17 protein-coding genes are annotated in these 17,376 nt (G+C 73.2%); 3 read left to right on the top strand and 14 right to left on the bottom strand.

Going from position 1 to position 17,376, the window contains the following annotated elements:
- Nucleotides 1-57: 57 nt before the first annotated feature.
- The 7 genes from pyrF to pyrR are packed head-to-tail and all read right to left on the bottom strand — an operon-like array spanning nt 58 to nt 8,565.
- Nucleotides 58-876: an orotidine-5'-phosphate decarboxylase gene (pyrF, locus tag ACFV4N_RS13085; RefSeq protein WP_499672721.1), complete on the bottom strand. Its 819-nt coding sequence runs from the start codon at nt 874-876 to the stop codon at nt 58-60.
- Nucleotides 873-4,169, bottom strand: coding sequence for a carbamoyl-phosphate synthase large subunit (gene carB, locus ACFV4N_RS13080; protein ID WP_499672720.1), 3,297 nt, complete (start codon nt 4,167-4,169; stop codon nt 873-875). Before carB ends, pyrF begins: the two co-directional genes overlap by 4 nt.
- On the bottom strand, nt 4,169-5,281 hold the full coding sequence (carA, locus tag ACFV4N_RS13075) for a glutamine-hydrolyzing carbamoyl-phosphate synthase small subunit (RefSeq protein WP_499672719.1): 1,113 nt from the start codon (nt 5,279-5,281) through the stop codon (nt 4,169-4,171). Before carA ends, carB begins: the two co-directional genes overlap by 1 nt.
- The gene (locus tag ACFV4N_RS13070) at nt 5,278-5,760 is read right to left on the bottom strand and encodes a PH-like domain-containing protein (RefSeq protein ID WP_499672718.1); all 483 of its coding nucleotides are present in this window, start codon (nt 5,758-5,760) and stop codon (nt 5,278-5,280) included. Before ACFV4N_RS13070 ends, carA begins: the two co-directional genes overlap by 4 nt.
- Entirely contained in the window at nt 5,757-7,040 is a 1,284-nt protein-coding gene (locus ACFV4N_RS13065) for a dihydroorotase (RefSeq protein WP_499672717.1), read from the bottom strand. Before ACFV4N_RS13065 ends, ACFV4N_RS13070 begins: the two co-directional genes overlap by 4 nt.
- Complete coding sequence (locus ACFV4N_RS13060; RefSeq protein ID WP_499672716.1) at nt 7,037-7,996, bottom strand: aspartate carbamoyltransferase catalytic subunit; 960 nt, start codon at nt 7,994-7,996, stop codon at nt 7,037-7,039. Before ACFV4N_RS13060 ends, ACFV4N_RS13065 begins: the two co-directional genes overlap by 4 nt.
- Nucleotides 7,993-8,565 carry a bifunctional pyr operon transcriptional regulator/uracil phosphoribosyltransferase PyrR gene (gene pyrR / locus ACFV4N_RS13055; protein ID WP_499672715.1) on the bottom strand — a complete coding sequence of 191 codons (573 nt, stop codon included), beginning with the start codon at nt 8,563-8,565 and terminating at the stop codon, nt 7,993-7,995. Before pyrR ends, ACFV4N_RS13060 begins: the two co-directional genes overlap by 4 nt.
- 257 nt (nt 8,566-8,822) lie before the next feature.
- On the opposite strand from pyrR, the gene bldD reads away from it, so the two are divergent.
- Nucleotides 8,823-9,311 (top strand): transcriptional regulator BldD, encoded by a 489-nt coding sequence (gene bldD / locus ACFV4N_RS13050; protein WP_015103676.1) that lies wholly within the window; start codon nt 8,823-8,825, stop codon nt 9,309-9,311.
- Between the two features lie 108 nt (nt 9,312-9,419).
- Here bldD and nusB read toward each other — a convergent pair whose 3' ends face one another.
- The 3 genes from nusB to ACFV4N_RS13035 are packed head-to-tail and all read right to left on the bottom strand — an operon-like array spanning nt 9,420 to nt 11,536.
- A complete protein-coding gene (gene nusB, locus ACFV4N_RS13045) occupies nt 9,420-9,839 on the bottom strand; it encodes a transcription antitermination factor NusB (protein ID WP_499672714.1) in 420 nt (139 codons plus the stop codon).
- Between the two features lies 1 nt (nt 9,840).
- Nucleotides 9,841-10,404: an elongation factor P gene (efp, locus tag ACFV4N_RS13040; protein ID WP_499672713.1), complete on the bottom strand. Its 564-nt coding sequence runs from the start codon at nt 10,402-10,404 to the stop codon at nt 9,841-9,843.
- A gap of 52 nt (nt 10,405-10,456) precedes the next feature.
- Nucleotides 10,457-11,536 carry a M24 family metallopeptidase gene (locus ACFV4N_RS13035; RefSeq protein ID WP_499672712.1) on the bottom strand — a complete coding sequence of 360 codons (1,080 nt, stop codon included), beginning with the start codon at nt 11,534-11,536 and terminating at the stop codon, nt 10,457-10,459.
- Nucleotides 11,537-11,623: 87 nt separating this feature from the next.
- Between ACFV4N_RS13035 and ACFV4N_RS13030 the strand changes: the two genes are divergently transcribed.
- A complete protein-coding gene (locus ACFV4N_RS13030; RefSeq protein WP_499672711.1) occupies nt 11,624-12,049 on the top strand; it encodes a hypothetical protein in 426 nt (141 codons plus the stop codon).
- Nucleotides 12,050-12,174: 125 nt separating this feature from the next.
- Here ACFV4N_RS13030 and ACFV4N_RS13025 read toward each other — a convergent pair whose 3' ends face one another.
- Entirely contained in the window at nt 12,175-13,695 is a 1,521-nt protein-coding gene (locus ACFV4N_RS13025; RefSeq protein WP_499672710.1) for a beta-xylosidase, read from the bottom strand.
- A 238-nt stretch (nt 13,696-13,933) separates the two neighbouring features.
- Between ACFV4N_RS13025 and ACFV4N_RS13020 the strand changes: the two genes are divergently transcribed.
- On the top strand, nt 13,934-14,086 hold the full coding sequence (locus ACFV4N_RS13020) for a hypothetical protein (RefSeq protein ID WP_499672709.1): 153 nt from the start codon (nt 13,934-13,936) through the stop codon (nt 14,084-14,086).
- 22 nt (nt 14,087-14,108) lie between these two features.
- Here the strand turns inward: ACFV4N_RS13020 and aroB are convergent, their stop codons facing one another.
- From aroB to aroC, 3 genes are all read right to left on the bottom strand, one after another.
- A complete protein-coding gene (aroB, locus tag ACFV4N_RS13015) occupies nt 14,109-15,215 on the bottom strand; it encodes a 3-dehydroquinate synthase (RefSeq protein ID WP_499672708.1) in 1,107 nt (368 codons plus the stop codon).
- A 376-nt stretch (nt 15,216-15,591) separates the two neighbouring features.
- Nucleotides 15,592-16,095 carry a shikimate kinase gene (locus tag ACFV4N_RS13010; protein ID WP_499672707.1) on the bottom strand — a complete coding sequence of 168 codons (504 nt, stop codon included), beginning with the start codon at nt 16,093-16,095 and terminating at the stop codon, nt 15,592-15,594.
- Nucleotides 16,092-17,291, bottom strand: coding sequence for a chorismate synthase (gene aroC / locus ACFV4N_RS13005; RefSeq protein WP_499672706.1), 1,200 nt, complete (start codon nt 17,289-17,291; stop codon nt 16,092-16,094). Before aroC ends, ACFV4N_RS13010 begins: the two co-directional genes overlap by 4 nt.
- Between the last annotated feature and the right edge of the window lie 85 nt (nt 17,292-17,376).

The raw sequence follows: 17,376 nt of genomic DNA, 5'->3' as shown, positions 1-17,376 counted from the left end.
AGGGACCGTTTGCGCTGGTGAGCGGACCACGCGAAGCGTGTCGCGATTTGATCGTGATCACATCTCCAGCGAGCACCGCACGGCGTCCACCGCAGACCGCAAGGATGCGGTCTCCGGACCGTGCCTGAGCACGTCCCGGGAGGACGTCGGCAGCACCCCGCGCAGGTCCTCGCCGAACAGCGCGCGCAGGTCCCCGACCGTGCCGCCCTGGGCCCCGAAACCCGGCGCCAGGATGGGTCCTCGCAGGTCAGAGAGGTCGAGGTCGAGTTCGCCCACGGTCGCGCCGATCACCAGCCCGACGTCGCCGAGCGGCTCGGCGCCCGCGTTCGCGCGGGCCGCCTCGTCCACCACCGACTGCGCCACCGAACGCCCGCCGGGACCCGTGGCGCGCTGCACCGAAGCCCCCTCCGGATTCGAAGTCAACGCGAGCGCGAATATTCCGCGGCCGCTCGCCGCGGCGGCTTCCAGGGCGGGTCGCAGCGAGCCGAACCCGAGGTACGGCGACACGGTGACCGCGTCGCCGGCCAGGGGCGACCCCTCGGTCAGGTACGCCGCCGCGTAGGCGGCCATGGTCGAGCCGATGTCCCCGCGCTTGGCGTCCACCAGGACGAGCGTGCCGCTGCCGCGCAGGTCGGAAATGACCCTTTCCAGCACCGCCACGCCTTTCGAGCCGTACGCCTCGAAGAACGCGGACTGCGGTTTCACCACCGCCACGCGGCCGCCGAACGCCTCGACGCACGTGAGCGCGAAGCGCTCCAGCCCGGAGGCGTCCTGGGGCAGGCCCCAGGACGCCAGCAGGCCGGGGTGGGGGTCGATGCCGACGCACAGCGGGCCGTGCCGGTCGACGGCCTCGGCCAGGCGCTCCCCGAACCTCATTCGCCACCCCGCAGGGCCGCCTGGAGGGCCTGGAGGGGCCGCACGCCGATGTCGCCGCGGATGGCCGCCTCGATGCCGTGCACGGCCGCCGCCGCGCCCTGGATCGTGGTGACGCACGGGATGTCCTTGGCCACCGCCGCGGTGCGGATCTCGTAGCCGTCCACGCGCGGCCCGCTGTTGCCGTACGGGGTGTTGATGATCAGGTCCACGGTGCCGTCGAGGATCGCGTCGACCACGTTCCCCTCGCCCTCGAAGTGCTTGCGGACCACCGTGCACGGGATGCCGTTGCGGCGGAGCACCTCGGCCGTCCCGCTGGTGGCCAGCACCTCGAAGCCCAGGTCGGCGAGCCGCTTGACCGGGAAGATCATGGCCCGCTTGTCCCGGTTGGCCACCGACACGAACACCCGGCCCGAGGTGGGCAGGGAGCCGTAGGAGGCGGTCTGGGACTTGGCGAAGGCGGTGCCGAACGACACGTCGATGCCCATGACCTCGCCGGTGGACTTCATCTCCGGGCCGAGCAGCGAGTCGACGCCCTTGCCCTCCGGCGTGCGGAACCGGTGGAACGGCAGCACGGCCTCCTTGACCGCCACGGGGGCGTGCGCGGGCAGCCGGGCGCCGTCGCCGGCGGGCAGCAGCCCCTCCTCGCGCAGCTGGGCGACGGTGGCGCCGAGCATGATCCGGGCGGCCGCCTTGGCCAGCGGCACCGCGGTCGCCTTGGACACGAACGGCACGGTCCGCGAGGCCCGCGGGTTGGCCTCCAGCACGTACAGCACGTCGTCCTTGAGCGCGTACTGGACGTTGAGCAGGCCGCGCACCCCGATGCCGCGGGCGATGGCCAGCGTCGAGCGGCGGACGTTCTCGATGTCGGTCTCGCCCAGCGTGATGGGCGGCAGCACGCACGCCGAGTCGCCGGAGTGCACGCCGGCCTCCTCGATGTGCTCCATCACGCCGCCGATGAACACCTCGTGCCCGTCGAACAGGGCGTCCACGTCGATCTCGATGGCGTCGTCGAGGAACCGGTCGACCAGCACCGGGTGCTCGGGGCTGACCTCGGTCGCGCGCTGGATGTAGCCCTGGAGGGACTCCTCGTCGTAGACGATCTCCATGCCGCGACCGCCCAGCACGTACGACGGGCGCACCAGCACGGGGTAGCCGATCTCGTCGGCGATGGCCTTGGCCTGCGCGAACGAGGTGGCGGTGCCGTACTTCGGCGCGGGCAGGCCCGCGTCGGTGAGCACCTGGCCGAACGCGCCCCGGTCCTCGGCGAGGTGGATGGCGTGCGGCGGCGTGCCCACGACCGGGACGCCCGCGTCCGCCAGCCGGCGCGCCAGGCCCAGCGGCGTCTGGCCGCCGAGCTGCACGATCACGCCCGCCACGGTGCCCGAGGCCCGCTCGGAGTGCACGACCTCCAGCACGTCCTCGAAGGTCAGCGGCTCGAAGTAGAGCCGGTCGGAGGTGTCGTAGTCGGTCGACACGGTCTCCGGGTTGCAGTTGACCATCACCGTCTCGTACCCGGCGGCGCGCAGCGCCATGGCCGCGTGCACGCACGAGTAGTCGAACTCGATGCCCTGGCCGATGCGGTTGGGGCCCGAGCCCAGGATCAGCACCTTCGGCTTGTCGGCCTGGCCGACGACCTCGGTCTCGGCGTCGGGGTCCAGCTCGTAGGCCGAGTAGTGGTACGGCGTCCGCGCGGCGAACTCGGCGGCGCAGGTGTCGACGGTCTTGAACACCGGCCGCACGCCCAGGCGGTGCCGCAGCGCCCGCACGCCGTCCTCGCCGGCCAGCTCCGGGCGCAGCGCGGCGACCTGCCGGTCGGACAGGCCCGCCCGCTTGGCCTTGCGCAGCAGCCGGGAGCCGAGCACCGGGGCGGACTCGATCTCCCGGCGCAGGTCGACCAGCCAGGCGATCTGCTCCAGGAACCACGGGTCGATGCGCGAGGCCTCGTGCACCTGCTCGATGCTCGCGCCGAGCCGCAGCGCGCGCTCCACCGTGTAGAGCCGGCCGTCGTGGCCCGTGCGCAACGCCTCCAGGGTGGCCTCGACGGTCGTGTCGGGGTCCTGGGTGGTCCAGAAGCCGACCGACTTGGTCTCCATGGAGCGCAGCGCCTTGCCGAACGCCTCGATGAAGCTGCGGCCGATCGCCATGGCCTCGCCGACGGACTTCATGGTCGTGGTGAGGGTGCGGTCCGCGCCGGGGAACTTCTCGAAGGCGAACCGCGGCACCTTCACCACCACGTAGTCCAGCGTCGGCTCGAACGACGCCGGGGTCTCGCCGGTGATGTCGTTGCGGATCTCGTCGAGGCTGTAGCCGATGGCGAGCTTTGCGGCGATCTTGGCGATCGGGAAGCCGGTCGCCTTGGACGCCAGCGCGGAGGAGCGGGACACGCGCGGGTTCATCTCGATGACGACCATGCGGCCGTTCTCCGGGTGGATGGCGAACTGGATGTTGCAGCCGCCGGTGTCCACCCCGACCTCGCGGATGACCGCGATGCCGACGTCGCGCATGTGCTGGAACTCGCGGTCGGTGAGCGTCATCGCGGGCGCGACGGTCACCGAGTCGCCGGTGTGCACGCCCATCGGGTCGATGTTCTCGATGGAGCAGACCACGACCACGTTGTCGTTGCGGTCGCGCATCAGCTCCAGCTCGTACTCCTTCCAGCCGAGCACGCTCTCCTCGATCAGCACCTCGGTGACCGGGGACTCCGCGAGGCCGGAGGCGGCCAGCCGCTCCAGCTCCTCGGGGGTGTGCGCCATGCCCGAGCCGAGGCCGCCCATGGTGAACGACGGCCGGATGACCACCGGCAGGCCCAGCTCGGCGACGGTCTCGCGGACCTCGTCCATGGTCTTGCACACCGCGCTGCGCGGCACGTCGGCGCCGATCTTGCGCACGATGTCCTTGAACATCTGGCGGTCCTCGCCGCGCTGGATGGCGTCGATGTCGGCGCCGATCAGCTCGACGTCGTACTTCTCCAGCACGCCCCGCTCGTGCAGGGCGATGGCGGTGTTCAGCGCGGTCTGGCCGCCCAGGGTGGCCAGCACGGCGTCCGGCCGCTCGGCCGCGATGACCTTCTCCACGAACTCCGGCGTGATCGGCTCGATGTAGGTGGCGTCGGCGAACTCCGGGTCGGTCATGATCGTCGCCGGGTTGGAGTTGACCAGGGAGACCCTGATGCCCTCCTCGCGGAGCACCCGGCATGCCTGGGTGCCGGAGTAGTCGAACTCGCAGGCCTGACCGATGACGATCGGGCCGGAGCCGATGACCAGCACGTGCTTGAGATCAGTCCTCTTCGGCATCAGCGACCCTCGTCCATCATCGTCACGAACTCGTCGAACAGCGGTGCGGCGTCGTGCGGACCGGCCGCCGCCTCCGGGTGGTACTGCACGCTGAAGGCGGGCACGTCCAGCGCGCGCACGCCCTCGACCGTGCCGTCGTTGGGGCAGTAGTGGCTGAGCTGGACGCGGCCGAAGTCGGAGGTGAACTCCTCCCCCGGCTCGCCCTCCAGCGCGAAGCCGTGGTTCTGCGCGGTGATGGCGACTCGGCCGGTGGCCACGTCGATGACCGGGATGTTGATGCCCCGGTGGCCGTAGCGCAGCTTGTAGGTGTCCCGGCCGAGCGCGCGGCCCAGGATCTGGTTGCCGAAGCAGATGCCGAACAGCGGGATGCGCCGGTCCAGCACGCCGCGGGTCAGCTCGACCGCGTGCGCCTGGGTGGCCGGGTCGCCGGGGCCGTTGGACAGGAACACGCCGTCGGGCTTGACCGCGGCGATGTCCTCCACCGTCGAGGACAGCGGCAGCACGTGCACCTCGATGCCGCGGGCGGCCATCATCCGCGGGGTGTTGGACTTGATGCCCAGGTCCAGCGCGGCCACCGTGAACCGGCGCCCGCCGACCGCCTCGACCACGTACGGCTCGGGCGTGGTCACGTCGCCCGCGAGGTCCGCGCCCGTCATCTCCGGCGCGGTGCGCACGCGCTCCAGCATCTCCCCGGCGGTGCCCAGCTCGTCGCCGGAGAACACGCCCGCGCGCATCGCGCCCCGCTCGCGCAGGTGGCGGGTGAGCATGCGGGTGTCGATGCCGGACACGCCGACGACGCCCTGCCTGGTCAGCTCCTCGTCGAGGCTCCGGCGGGAGCGCCAGTTGGACGGCACCCGCGCCGGGTCGCGCACCACGTACCCCGCCACCCAGATCCGGCCCGACTCGTCGTCCTCGTCGTTCCAGCCGGTGTTGCCGATCTGCGGCGCGGTCTGCACCACGATCTGGCGGTGGTAGGACGGGTCGGTCAGGGTCTCCTGGTAACCGGTCATGCCGGTGGAGAACACCAGCTCGCCCAGGCTCGCGCCGAGCGCGCCGTACGCCTCGCCGCGGAACACCCGGCCGTCTTCGAGAACCAGTGCCGCGTTGGTCATCGGTCGCCTCCCAGGGCTAGCACCCACTGCTCGTACACGTCCTTGTCGTCGCCCCGGAACCCGGTGTCGAGCACCCGGTCCCCGAGTTGCCAGCGCACGACCAGCAGGCCGTCCGCGGTCATCACCTTCCCCGCGAGGCCGCGCGCCGTGCGGGCGCCCTCGACCCGGTCGGCGGGGATCCACAGCGGGCTCGCGCCCGCGCGCTCCACCAGCACGCCCCGCTCGGTGAGCCTGAGCACGGACTCGGCGCGGTGGCCGACGTCGCCCACCGCCACCCGGTCCTGCCAGTCGCCGCCCAGGGTCGTGCCGACGTACACGCCGGTCGTCTCCAGCACGGTGGCGCCGGGCTCGGCGGGCGGGGCCGGGAACTCGGGCAGGTCCGCCTGGCGCCGCTTGCGGTTCTGCCAGCCGCGCCACATGCCGTACAGGCAGAGCAGGAAGATCGCCAGGACCAGCAGGGACAGCAGCACGCGGGTCATGCGGGGATCCTTCCGCCGAGTGCCGTCACGCGCCCGCGCAACACGGTGGCGACCACCGCGCCGGGCAGCTCCATCCCCTCATACGGGGTGTTGGCGGCGATGCTGGCCAGCTCCGCGCCGCGCACGGTCCAGCGGGCGCCCGGGTCGACCAGGACGAGGTTGGCGGGCTCGCCGACCTCGATCGGGCGACCCTGGTCGGGCAGGCCCGCGATGGCGGCGGGCCGCTCGCTCATCACCCGCGCCACGCCGCGCCAGTCCAGCAGGCCGGTCTCGACCATGGTCGCCACCACGATCGACAGCGCGGTCTGGAGGCCGAGCATCCCGGGTCGGGCGGCGGCCCACTCGGTGTCCTTGTCCTGGACGGCGTGCGGCGCGTGGTCGGTGGCCACGCAGTCGATGACGCCCTCGGCCAGCGCCCGCCGCAGCGCCTCGACGTCGCCCGCCCCGCGCAGCGGCGGGTTGACCTTGTTGACCGGGTCGTAGGTGGCCAGGCGCTCGTCGGTCAGCAGCAGGTGGTGCGGGGTGACCTCGGCGGACACGTCGGTGCCGCGCGCCTTGGCCCAGGCCAGCACGTCGGCCGTGCCCGCGGTGGAGACGTGGCAGACGTGCAGGCGGGCGCCGACCTGCTTCGCGAGCAGGCAGTCCCGGGCGACGACCGCCTCCTCGGCGGCGGCCGGCCAGCCCTGGAGGCCCAGCCGGGCGGCGTGCTCGCCCTCGTGGGCCTGCGCGCCGACGGTGAGGCGGGGCTCCTCGGCGTGCTGGGCGACCACCACGTCCAGCGCCTTGCTGTACTCCAGGGCCCGGCGCATGATCAGCGGGTCGTGCACGCAGTGGCCGTCGTCGGAGAACACGCGCACGCCCGCCTTGGCCATGGTGCCCAGCTCGGCGAGCTTCTCGCCCTTCAGGCCGACGGTGACCGCGCCCACGGGGTGCACGTCCACCAGGCCGACCTCGCGGCCGCGGCGGGCGACGTGCCCGACCACCACCGCGTTGTCCGCGACCGGGTCGGTGTTGGCCATGGCGAACACGGCCGTGTAGCCGCCCAGGGCCGCCGCGGCCGAGCCGGTGGCGATGGTCTCGGTGTCCTCGCGGCCGGGTTCGCGCAGGTGGGTGTGCAGGTCGACGAAGCCGGGCAGCAGGACCGCGCCGTTGCCCTCGACCACGTCGGCGCCGTCCTCGGCGACCTCCCCGATCGCGGCGACCACGCCGTCGCGGACCAGCACGTCGACCGGATCGCCCTCGCCGTAGGGCCGTACTCCCCTGATGATCAAGGGGTTCACGCGGTTTCCTCCTCGTGGGCAAGCAGGTGGTACAGCACGGCCATGCGCACGTGCACGCCGTTGCGCACCTGGTCGGTGATGGCGGCGCGGGGCGAGTCGGCGACCGACGAGGCGATCTCCATGCCGCGCAGCATCGGGCCGGGGTGCAGCACGACGGCGTGCTCGGGCAGCAGCTTGAGCCGGTTGTCGTTCAGGCCGTAGGCGATGGAGTACTCGCGGGCCGACGGAAAGAAATGTCCGCTGCCTCCCGCGCCGGCGGGCCCGCTGTACATGCGCTCCGCCTGCACCCTCAGCAGCATGACCGCGTCGTGGCTCGGCAGCTCGGCGTCCAGCTCGTGCGAGACGCCCACCGGCCAATTCTCCACCCCCGCGGGCAGCAGCGTCGGCGGTGCGACCAGAGTCACCTCCGCGCCGAGCGCGGTCAGCAGGTGCACGTTCGAGCGGGCCACGCGGCTGTGCAGCACGTCACCGACGATCGCGATCCGGCGGTCGCGCAGGTCGCCGAGGCGTTCCCGCAGGGTGGCGGCGTCGAGCAGGGCCTGGGTGGGGTGCTCGTGCGTGCCGTCGCCCGCGTTGACCACGGACGTGCCCGCCTCGCGCAGCCAGCCGGCCAGGCGGTGCGCCGCGCCGGACGCCGGGTGGCGGATGATCACGCAGTCCGCGCCCGCCGCGGCCAGGGTCAGCGCGGTGTCGCGCAGCGACTCGCCCTTGCCCACGCTGGAGCCGGACGAGGAGACGTTCACCACGTCCGCGCTCATCCACTTGCCCGCGATCTCGAAGCTGACCCGGGTGCGGGTGGAGTTCTCGTAGAACACGGTGATGACCGTGCGACCGCGCAACGTGGGGAGTTTGCGCACTTCACGGCCTTCGAGGGCCTGCTTGAGCCGGGCCGCGGTGTCCAGGACCGCGGTGGCCTCGGCCGGGTCGATGCCCTCGGTGGACAGCAGGTGCTTCACCGCAGGACCACCCCGTCGCGGTCGTCGAACTCGGCCAGCAGCACGTGGACCTCCTCGGACCGCGCGGTGGGCACGTTCTTGCCCACGTAGTCGGCGCGGATCGGCAGCTCGCGGTGACCCCGGTCGACCAGCACGGCCAGCTGCACGGCGCGCGGGCGGCCGTGGTCGCGCAGGGCGTCGAGCGCGGCGCGGATGGTGCGGCCGGAGAACAGCACGTCGTCGACCAGGACCACGAGCTTGTCGTCGATGCCGCCGCCGGGGAGCTTCGTGTCCTCCAGCGGGCGGGTCGGGCCCCGCCGCAGGTCGTCCCGGTACAGGGTCACGTCCAGGGTGCCGGTGGGCACCTCGACCCCGCTGAACTCGGCGATCCGCGCGCCCAGCCGGCGCGCCAGCGGGGCGCCGCGGCTCGGGATCCCCATCAGGACTACTTCCGGTGCGCTGGGTGCACCTAGAGCGGTCTTCTCGATGATCTGATGGGCCATTCGGGCGACGGTGCGCGCGACGTCGCCGGCCGACAGGAGCTCGCGCTCCCCGGCCGGGTCCGTCGCGCCACGTTGACGTGGCGCCACGGTGGACCTCCTTCCCCGCCTCGCAGGACGGGTCCTTAAAGGACGTCGGACACCCGGTTGCGACCGGGCTGACCAGCACGGTATCAGGCGCGGACGGTCAATCTTCCGGGTGGTGTCCGTGGTCTCGCCCACCTGTCCCAACGAGATCAGCTTGACCTGGTGACCACGGAGAGCAATCATTACTCTGCGTATTGATCTAAGCCTCCCCGCGGCAGTCCCCTACCGGCTGACGGGGCGAATGAACGGAGAACCGCCACATGGGCGACTACGCCAAGGCGCTGGGGGCAAAGCTCCGCGCGATCCGCCAGCAGCAGGGCTTGTCTTTGCACGGCGTCGAGCAGAAGTCCGGCGGTCGCTGGAAGGCCGTGGTCGTGGGCTCTTACGAGCGCGGCGACCGAGCCGTCACCGTGCAGAAGCTGGCCGAGCTGGCCGACTTCTACGGGGTGCCGGTGGCCGAACTGCTGCCGGAGGGTCGGGTCCCGTCGGGGGCGGAGCCCGCCACGAAGATCGTCATCAACCTGGAGCGGCTGCAACAGCTGCCGGCGGAGAAGGTCGGGCCGCTCGCGCGGTACGCGGCCACCATCCAGAGCCAGCGCGGTGACTACAACGGCAAGGTGCTGTCGATCCGGACCGAGGACCTGCGGTCCCTCGCCATCATCTACGACATGACACCCGGTGAGCTGACCGAGCAGCTCATCGACTGGGGCGTGCTTCCCCCCGAGGCCCGACCGGCCAAGGAGGACTGAAGCACGGAGCTGCCGGGACCCGGGTGGTGTCATCGGGTCCCGGTGGGCACGGCAGAGGGGGCCGTGACCCGCTCGTGGTGAGCGGGACGCGACCCCCTGCCGGTGTTGCTACAGGACGGCGCGGAGCTGGTCCGCGATGACCGCGATGCGGCCCAGCACGCCGTTGACGAACCTCGGCGAGTCGTCCGTGGACAGGCCCTTGGCCAGCTCCACGGCCTCGTCGATCGCCACCGCGTCGGGCACGTCACCCGCCCACAGCAGCTCGTAGAGCCCGACCCGCAGCACCGCCCGGTCCACCGCCGGCATGCGCTGGAGCGTCCAGCCCTCGGAGTGCTCGGAGATCAGGTCGTCGATCCGCGCGCGGTGCGCGGCGACGCCCTCCACGAGGCTGACCGTGTAGTCGTTGACCGGCGGCACGTCGGTGGAGCCGACGCGCTCGGCGATCAGGGTGACCGGGTCCACGCCCCGCACGTCCGCCTCGTAGAGGACGTCGACCGCGCGTTTGCGGGCCTTGCTGCGTGCGCCCATCTCAGCCGTTCACGCGGCCGAGGTAGCGGCCGTCGCGGGTGTCGACCTTGATCTTCTCGCCGGTGGTGACGAACAGCGGGACCTGGATCTCCGCGCCGGTCTCCAGCGTGGCGGGCTTGGTGCCGCCGGTGGAGCGGTCGCCCTGCAGGCCCGGGTCGGTGTGCTGGATGACCAGCTCGACCGAGGTCGGCAGCTCCACGTAGAGCGGGGTGCTCTCGTGGATGGCGACGATCGCCTCCTGGTTCTCCAGCATGTAGTTCGCCGCGTCGCCGACGGTCGCCGCCGGGACGGTGATCTGGTCGTAGGTCTCGCCGTCCATGAAGACGAAGTCGGCGCCGTCCTTGTACAGGTACGTCATGCCGCGCTTGTCCACGGTCGCCGTGTCGACCTTGGTGCCCGCGTTGAAGGTCTTGTCCACCACCTTGCCGGTCAGGACGTGCTTCAACGTGGTGCGCACGAAGGCGCCGCCTTTGCCCGGCTTGACGTGCTGGAACGCCGTGACGGTCCAGAGCTGGCCGTCGAGGTTCAGCACCAGGCCGTTCTTCAGGTCGTTGGTCGTGGCCACGGTGGTGGGCTCTCCTGTGGGTGAGTGCCGGCGAGCGCCGACTGCTCGGACGTCAGACGACCACGAGCTCTTTCGTGGTCAGGGTGAGGAGCTCCGGGGCGCCTTCGCGCACCACGAGCGTGTCCTCGATGCGGACACCACCCTTCCCGGCCAGGTACACACCGGGCTCGACGGTGACCGCCATACCGGGCAGAAGTGTACCGTCACCCGCCTTGGACAGCGCCGGAGCCTCGTGGATCTGCAGGCCGACGCCGTGGCCGAGACCGTGCAGGAAGTGCTCGCCGTGGCCGGCCGCGTCGATCACGCCGCGCGCCGCCGCGTCCACGGAGGAGACCTCCGCGCCGACCGCCAGGGCGGCGCGGCCCGCCGCCTGGGAGGCCGCGACCAGCTGGTAGAGGTCCCGCTGCCAGTCCGCGGCGCGGCCGACGACCACGGTGCGGGTCATGTCCGAGTGGTAGCCGTCGACCAGGGCGCCGAAGTCGAGCTTGACGAAGTCGCCGTGGTGGACCAGCGCGTCGGTGGGCCGGTGGTGCGGCACGGCCGAGTTCGCCCCGGCCGCCACGATCGACTCGAACGACGGGCCGGCCGCGCCGTGGTCGAGCATGCGGCCCTCCAGCTCGCGCGCGATCTCCCGCTCGGTGCGGCCGGGTCGCAGGCCGCCGTGCTCGATCAGGTCGGCGAGGGCGCGGTCGGCCGCCGCGCACGCCATGCGCAGCGCCTCGACCTCGGCGTCGTCCTTGACCACGCGCAGCGCCTCGACCAGGCCGGGCGCGCGGACCAGCGCCGCGTCACCGGCCGCGCCCCGCAGCGCGTCCAGGCCGTCCACGGTCACGTCGTGGCTCTCGAAGCCCACCCGGCGGGCGCCGGTGGCCCGCTCGAGCAGCGCCGCGTCGCACGGGCGGTCGATGACCCGCTCCAGGTCGGGCACCTGCGCGGCGGCCTGGGTGAGGTAGCGGCCGTCGGTGCAGAACAGGCTCGACCCGTCCGACTCGGCGTGCACCAGGAGCGCGGCGTTCGAACCGGTGAAGCCGGTCAGGTAGCGGACGTTGAGCAGGTTGGTGACCAGCAGGGCGTCCAGCTCCTGCGCCCGGAGCGAGGCTCGCAGGGCGGCACGGCGGGTGGCGTGGGGCATACCCGCAGCCTAGGGCCACCGGACCGGTCATACAGGGCCACACGATCGGCTGAACTTCGAGACGTGGCGGACACATAGGGTGGAGTTATGCGCACGTGGCCGGTTCGCGGGTTCACCCTGGGGTTGCTCCACGGCGCGGTGCAGACCGGTGTCGCGGCGGTGGGCGTGCACAGCCCCGGCGCCGCCTCGTCGACCCGGTACATCGCGCTGGCGCTGCTCGTGGTCGTCGGCGGGCTGTGGGGCGCGCTGGACGCGTGGCGCGGGATGCGGGGGCCCGGGATGGTGTGGTTCCTGGCCGGCTTGGCGGCCGGGCCGGTGGCCGGGGTCGTCGGGGTGGTCGGGCGGTCGCTGGTCGACCAGACCGGGGTGGAGGCGCTGGGGTCGGCGCTGACCGGCGGCGCGGCGTTCACGGCGCTGGTGGTGATGGCGACGGCCGGGGTGGGGGTCGTGGTCGGGAGCAGGGTGCCGCAGCCGGACGGGGCTCGGGAAGGAGGGGCTCCGGCGGAGGGGTAGCGGGCAAGGGGGTGGCGGCCGGGGGCGCGTCGGTCGGACAGGGCTCGGTCGGAGGGCCGGTCGGTGGTCGGCCGCGGACCCGGTAGGGGGTCGGTCGCGCGGGGTCCGCCGCGGTGGCGGTGCGGTCAGCGGCGCCGGCCGCCCGCCTTCTCGTAGGCCTCCCAGGTCCTCTGCGCCACGTCGGTGACCGGGGACGAGTTCAGCGCGGCCACCTCGGCGTCGCCGACCACCCACAGCCGGTCGCCCTCCAGCAGCAGGCCGACCTGCCCGTCCGGCGCGCGCACGGCGGGCACGCCGGCCGGGACGTGCTCGGCGACCTCCAGCCGGTCCACCACGGGCGGACGCCGGTCCAACACCCGGGTGGCCAGGCGGTCGGCCACCGAGCGGCGCTCGACGCGGACCACCTCGCCGTTCAGCACCAGGTCGACGGTGTTCTCGGGGGACGGCACCGCGAAGCCGTGGAGGACGCGGGCCGCCGCCTCGGTGGCGCAGCCGGGGACGCCGGCCAGGTCCAGGCCGAAGCGGGCCAGGTCGGTCGGCGCGCCCGACTCGCCCTTGACCGTCGCGCGCACCACGTCCACCGGCACCCGGCCGCACGGGTCCTCCGGCGAGGTGGGCGCGTGCCCGGTGGGGGTCCGGACCAGGCCGGGGCCCTCCTGCCACGGGCCCGGGATGTGCACCGGCGGGTGCGGGTTGGCGGTGAAGTCGCGGTTCCAGGTGGTCAGGGTGGTGCCCCGGTCGGTGGAGTGGGCGATGACGAAGGCCTGGAGCGCGTCCGCGTACATCCAGTCGGCGCTGAACGCGTCGACGATCGAGCGGGTGCGCGAGCGCGTGTCGGGCACGTTCCCGAAGCCGTCGGGGCCGAGCGCCTGCACGCCGGTGGCGAACGTCGGGTCCTGGGACCGCAGCACGAACTGGCCCGCGCCGTTCCAGCCGGCCGCCGCGCCCGTGGTGTCGGTGAACATCAGGTAGACCCAGCCGTCGAGCCACAGCGCCGACACCTGGCCGGCGCCGTAGACGTTGTCCCTGATCACCTCGCCGGACGGGGTGATGATGGGGCCGTCGCCCCGCCGCGTCCAGGTCAGGCCGTCGGGGCTGACCGCGACGCCGACGGCGCTGCCGTTGTCCACGTTGTCGCGCTCGGCGGCGGTGTAGTACAGGTAGTAGACGCCGTCGACCCTGATCACCGACGGGTCGCAGGTGTGCATGGCGTCGAAGCCGGAGCCGCTGCCGGACAGCACGGGCGTGGCGGGGCTGCCGCCGGGCGCGGTGAACGGGCCATCCGCCGAGCGCGCCTCCGCGTAGAGCACGTCGTCGCCCGCCGGCTGGGCCACGCCGAGCTGGCTGCACCACCACATGCGGTACTTGCCGCCCTCGACCACCAGCGTGGGCGCGTAGTTGTAGGCCGAGTCCCCGCCGCCCACCGCGACCACGCCTCCGCTGCGCCGCCCGCGATCGGTGGCGAGCGCCACGGGTTCCGGTGGGGGCGCCGGTGAGCTGACGACCGAGGTGGACGGCTCCGGCGCGGCGCTGCTCGTGGTGGTTCCGGGTGCGGGGTCGGCGGCGCTCGGGGCGCAGGCCGCCAGGGAAGCGGCGACCAGCGAGAACCCGAGGAGCCTCGCCGCTCCCCGTGCGGACCTGGGCATGCGGGGCTTGGTCTCCACTTCTGCGGGTGGTCGGTGCGCCGGTGGACGCGCGGCGCCCGGCACCGTTCAGTGTAGAGATCGCCTCACTTGTTCGAGTGTCACCCGAATGGGGCTACGAATGCGGCTCCGAGGACGTTGCCGCACCCCGGGTGACCGGCGTGGTGCTGCGCGCCGGCCCCCTGGTCCTGCTGCCGGTGTCAGCGGCTACGTCCCCGACGAGGACAGGACGGGCGTCGTGGTGACCGGCCTCGTCTGGACCCCGCTCACCGCGGTCGTCCTGACCGTGGCCGTCGTCGGCACCCTGCGGGACCAGCGCGTGTGGCGCGAGCTGGACGCGGCCGGGGTGCGCGCCCTGGGCGAGGTCACGTCCGCGGACGTGGCGTCCTCGTAGTCCCCTCGCGAAGGGACTCGCGTCACAGCAGGACGCTGCCCCCGCTCTTCGGCTCACCCGCCACGGCCGAGTAGGCCGCCGCGATCAGCGACGGGTCCGGGCCCTCCAGGCGGCCCGGCTTGGCCAGCCCGTCCAGGACCACGAACCGCAGCACGCCGGACCTGTTCTTCTTGTCCGAGCGCATGCCGTCCATCAGCTGGGGCAGCGCGTCCGGGTCGTAGCCGGTCGGCAGGCCCAGGGAGGTCAGGATCGCGCGGTGGCGGTCGGCGGTCGCGTCGTCCAGGCGGCCGGCCAGGCGGGCCAGTTCGGCGGCGAACACGAGGCCGACGCTGATCGCCGCGCCGTGGCGCCAGCGGTAGCGCTCGCGGCGCTCGATGGCGTGGCCCAGCGTGTGGCCGTAGTTCAGGATCTCGCGCAGGTCGGACTCGCGCAGGTCGGTGGACACCACGTCCGCCTTGACCTGGATCTTGCGGCGGACCAGCTCCTCGATCACGTCGCCCGCGGGGTCGAGCGCGGCGGCGGGGTCGGCCTCGATCAGGTCGAGGATCGCCGGGTCGGCGATGAAACCGCCCTTGACCACCTCGGCCATGCCCGCGACCAGCTCGTTGGGGGGCAGCGTCTCCAGCGTGGCCAGGTCGACCAGCACGGCGGTGGGCTCGTAGAACGTGCCGACCAGGTTCTTGCCCGCGTCGGTGTTGATGCCGGTCTTGCCGCCGACCGCGGCGTCGACCATGCCCAGCAGCGTGGTCGGCACGTGGACCAGCCGCACGCCGCGCATCCAGGTGGAGGCGACGAACCCGGCGAGGTCGGTCACGGCGCCGCCGCCGAGGCCGATCACCACGTCCTGCCTGCCCAGCCCGATGTGGCCGAACACGTCCCAGCAGTAGCCGGCGACGCGCAGCTCCTTGCCGTCCTCGGCGTCCGGGATCTCGACGCGGTGCGCGTCGACCCCGGCGGAGATCAGCTCGTCGCGGATCGCCTCGGCGGTCGCGGCCAGCGTGGGCGTGTGGACGATCGCCGCCTTGGCCGTGCCTCGCACGAGTTCGACCAGGTCACCGAGCAGGCCACGGCCCACCACCACGTCGTACGGTCGTTCCGCGGCCACGCGGATCCGCACCGGCTCGCCCATCACCACTCCCTCCGTCGTCCACCATTCGACCACGACCGCTCCGAGCACGTCGCCGCACCACGCCCCCGACCTCCGGCCGGCCCTCCGCGCGGGAGGCCACCGCGCGGCCGCTCGACGCGTGCCGCCGGGCGAGGCCGCGCCGCCGGCACGCGGGGACGGGCCACCGTCACGCCAGGCCGGACCACCGTCGCAACAGGCCGGGCCACCGGCACCCGAGACCGGGTCGCCGGCGTGCGTGGTCCGGCCACCGGCGTGCGTGGTCCGGTTCCCAGTGAGCGGGGTTTGGCGGCCGGGTGGTCGGGCCTCGTCGCTCGGGGTCGGGTGTCGCCGTGCGGGCCCTGGGCCGCGGTGCGGTGTGCCAGGGCCCGCGCGGCGGTCAACCGCACCGGTCGAGCACGGTGTCGACCACCTGCTCCGGGGTGAGGTCGTCGGTTGCCACCTCGACGGTGGCGACCTCCCGGTACAGCGGCAGGCGGGCGTCGAGCAGGGCCTTGAACGTGGCGCGCGGGTTCACGCCGGCCAGCAGGGGGCGGGCGCTGGACAGGCCCGTGCGCCGCACGCCCTCGGCCATGCCGACGTTGAGGAAGACCACGGTGTGGTCGGCCAGGCGCTGCCTGGTCGTGGCGGACAGCACCGCTCCCCCGCCCAGCGCCAGCACGCCGTCGTGGGTCTCCAGGGCTTCGGCGACGGCCCGTTCCTCCAGCGCGCGGAACGCGGGCTCGCCGTCGGTGGTGAAGATGTCCGAGATCGGCTTGCCCGCGCTCGCCACGACGTCCTCGTCGGTGTCGCGGAAGGTCAGCCCGGTGCGCTCGGCGAGCAGCCCGCCGATCGTCGTCTTGCCCGCGCCGGGCGGGCCCAGGACGACGAACCTCGGGCTCACAGCCCCTCCCAGCGGGCTTCCAGGGCCTCCAGGTAGGAGGCGACGTTGCGCTTGGTCTCGGTGATCGAGTCGCCGCCGAACTTCTCCAGCGCCGCCTCCGCCAGCACCAGCGCCACCACCGACTCCAGCACCACGCCCGCGCGCGGCACCGCGCACACGTCCGAGCGCTGGTGGATCGCCACGGCAGGCTCGCCGGTGCGGACGTCCACGGTCGACAGGGCGCGCGGGACGGTCGAGATCGGCTTCATGGCCACGCGCACGCGCAGCGGCTCGCCGTTGGTGATGCCGCCCTCCAGGCCGCCGGCCCGGTTGCTGCGCCGGGTGACGCCCTTCGGCCCGGTGCCGCGGTCGATCTCGTCGTGGGCCTCGCTGCCCCACCGCTCGGCGGTGGTGAAGCCGTCGCCGACCTCCACGCCCTTCATCGCCTGCACGCCCATCAGCGCGCCGGCCAGCCGGGCGTCGAGCCTGCGGTCCCAGTGGACGTGCGAGCCGAGGCCGGGCGGCAGGCCGTAGGCGATGACCTCGATGACGCCGCCGACCGTGTCACCGGCCTCCTTGACGGCCTCCACCTCGGCGACCATGGCGTCGGTGCCGCGCTGGTCGAAGGCCCGGACCGGGCTGGCGTCGATCGCGGCGAGGTCGCCGGGACCGGGCACCTCGGCGTCGGCCGGGGTCTTGGCCTTGCCGATCGACACCACGTGGCTGATCACGTCGACGTCGAAGACCTGCTTGAGGAAGTGCCGGGCGACCGTGCCCAGCGCGGTGCGGGCGGCGGTCTCGCGGGCGCTGGCGCGTTCGAGGACCGGCCGGGCCTCGTCGAAGCCGAACTTCTGCATCCCGGGCAGGTCGGCGTGGCCCGGGCGCGGCCGGGTCAGGGCCTCGTTGCGGCCGGTGGGCTTCAGCTCGCCCGGGTCGACCGGGTCGGCGGACATCACCTTCTGCCACTTCGGCCACTCGGTGTTGCCGATGCGGACCGCGATCGGACCGCCCTGGGTCAGGCCGTGGCGCACCCCACCCAGGATGTCGACCTCGTCGGCCTCGAAGCCCATGCGGGGGCTCCGCCCGAACCCGAGGCGACGCCGCTCCAGTTGGGCGGTCAGGTCGGCGGTCGTGACCTCGACCCCGGCGACCATGCCTTCCAGCACGGCGACGAGGGCGGGCCCGTGGGATTCCCCAGCAGTCATCCAACGCAGCACGCGGGGAATCTTTTCACAGCGTGAACGGGAGGGGGTGGATCGGGGCCGCGGGCCGGCGGCTGCCTCGGACGTCCCGTCAAGTGGA

It is taken from the genome of Actinosynnema sp. NPDC059797 (genome assembly GCF_042732085.1).
Taxonomy (GTDB): Bacteria; Actinomycetota; Actinomycetes; order Mycobacteriales; family Pseudonocardiaceae; genus Actinosynnema.
This window is presented reverse-complemented; position numbering and strand designations above follow the sequence as displayed.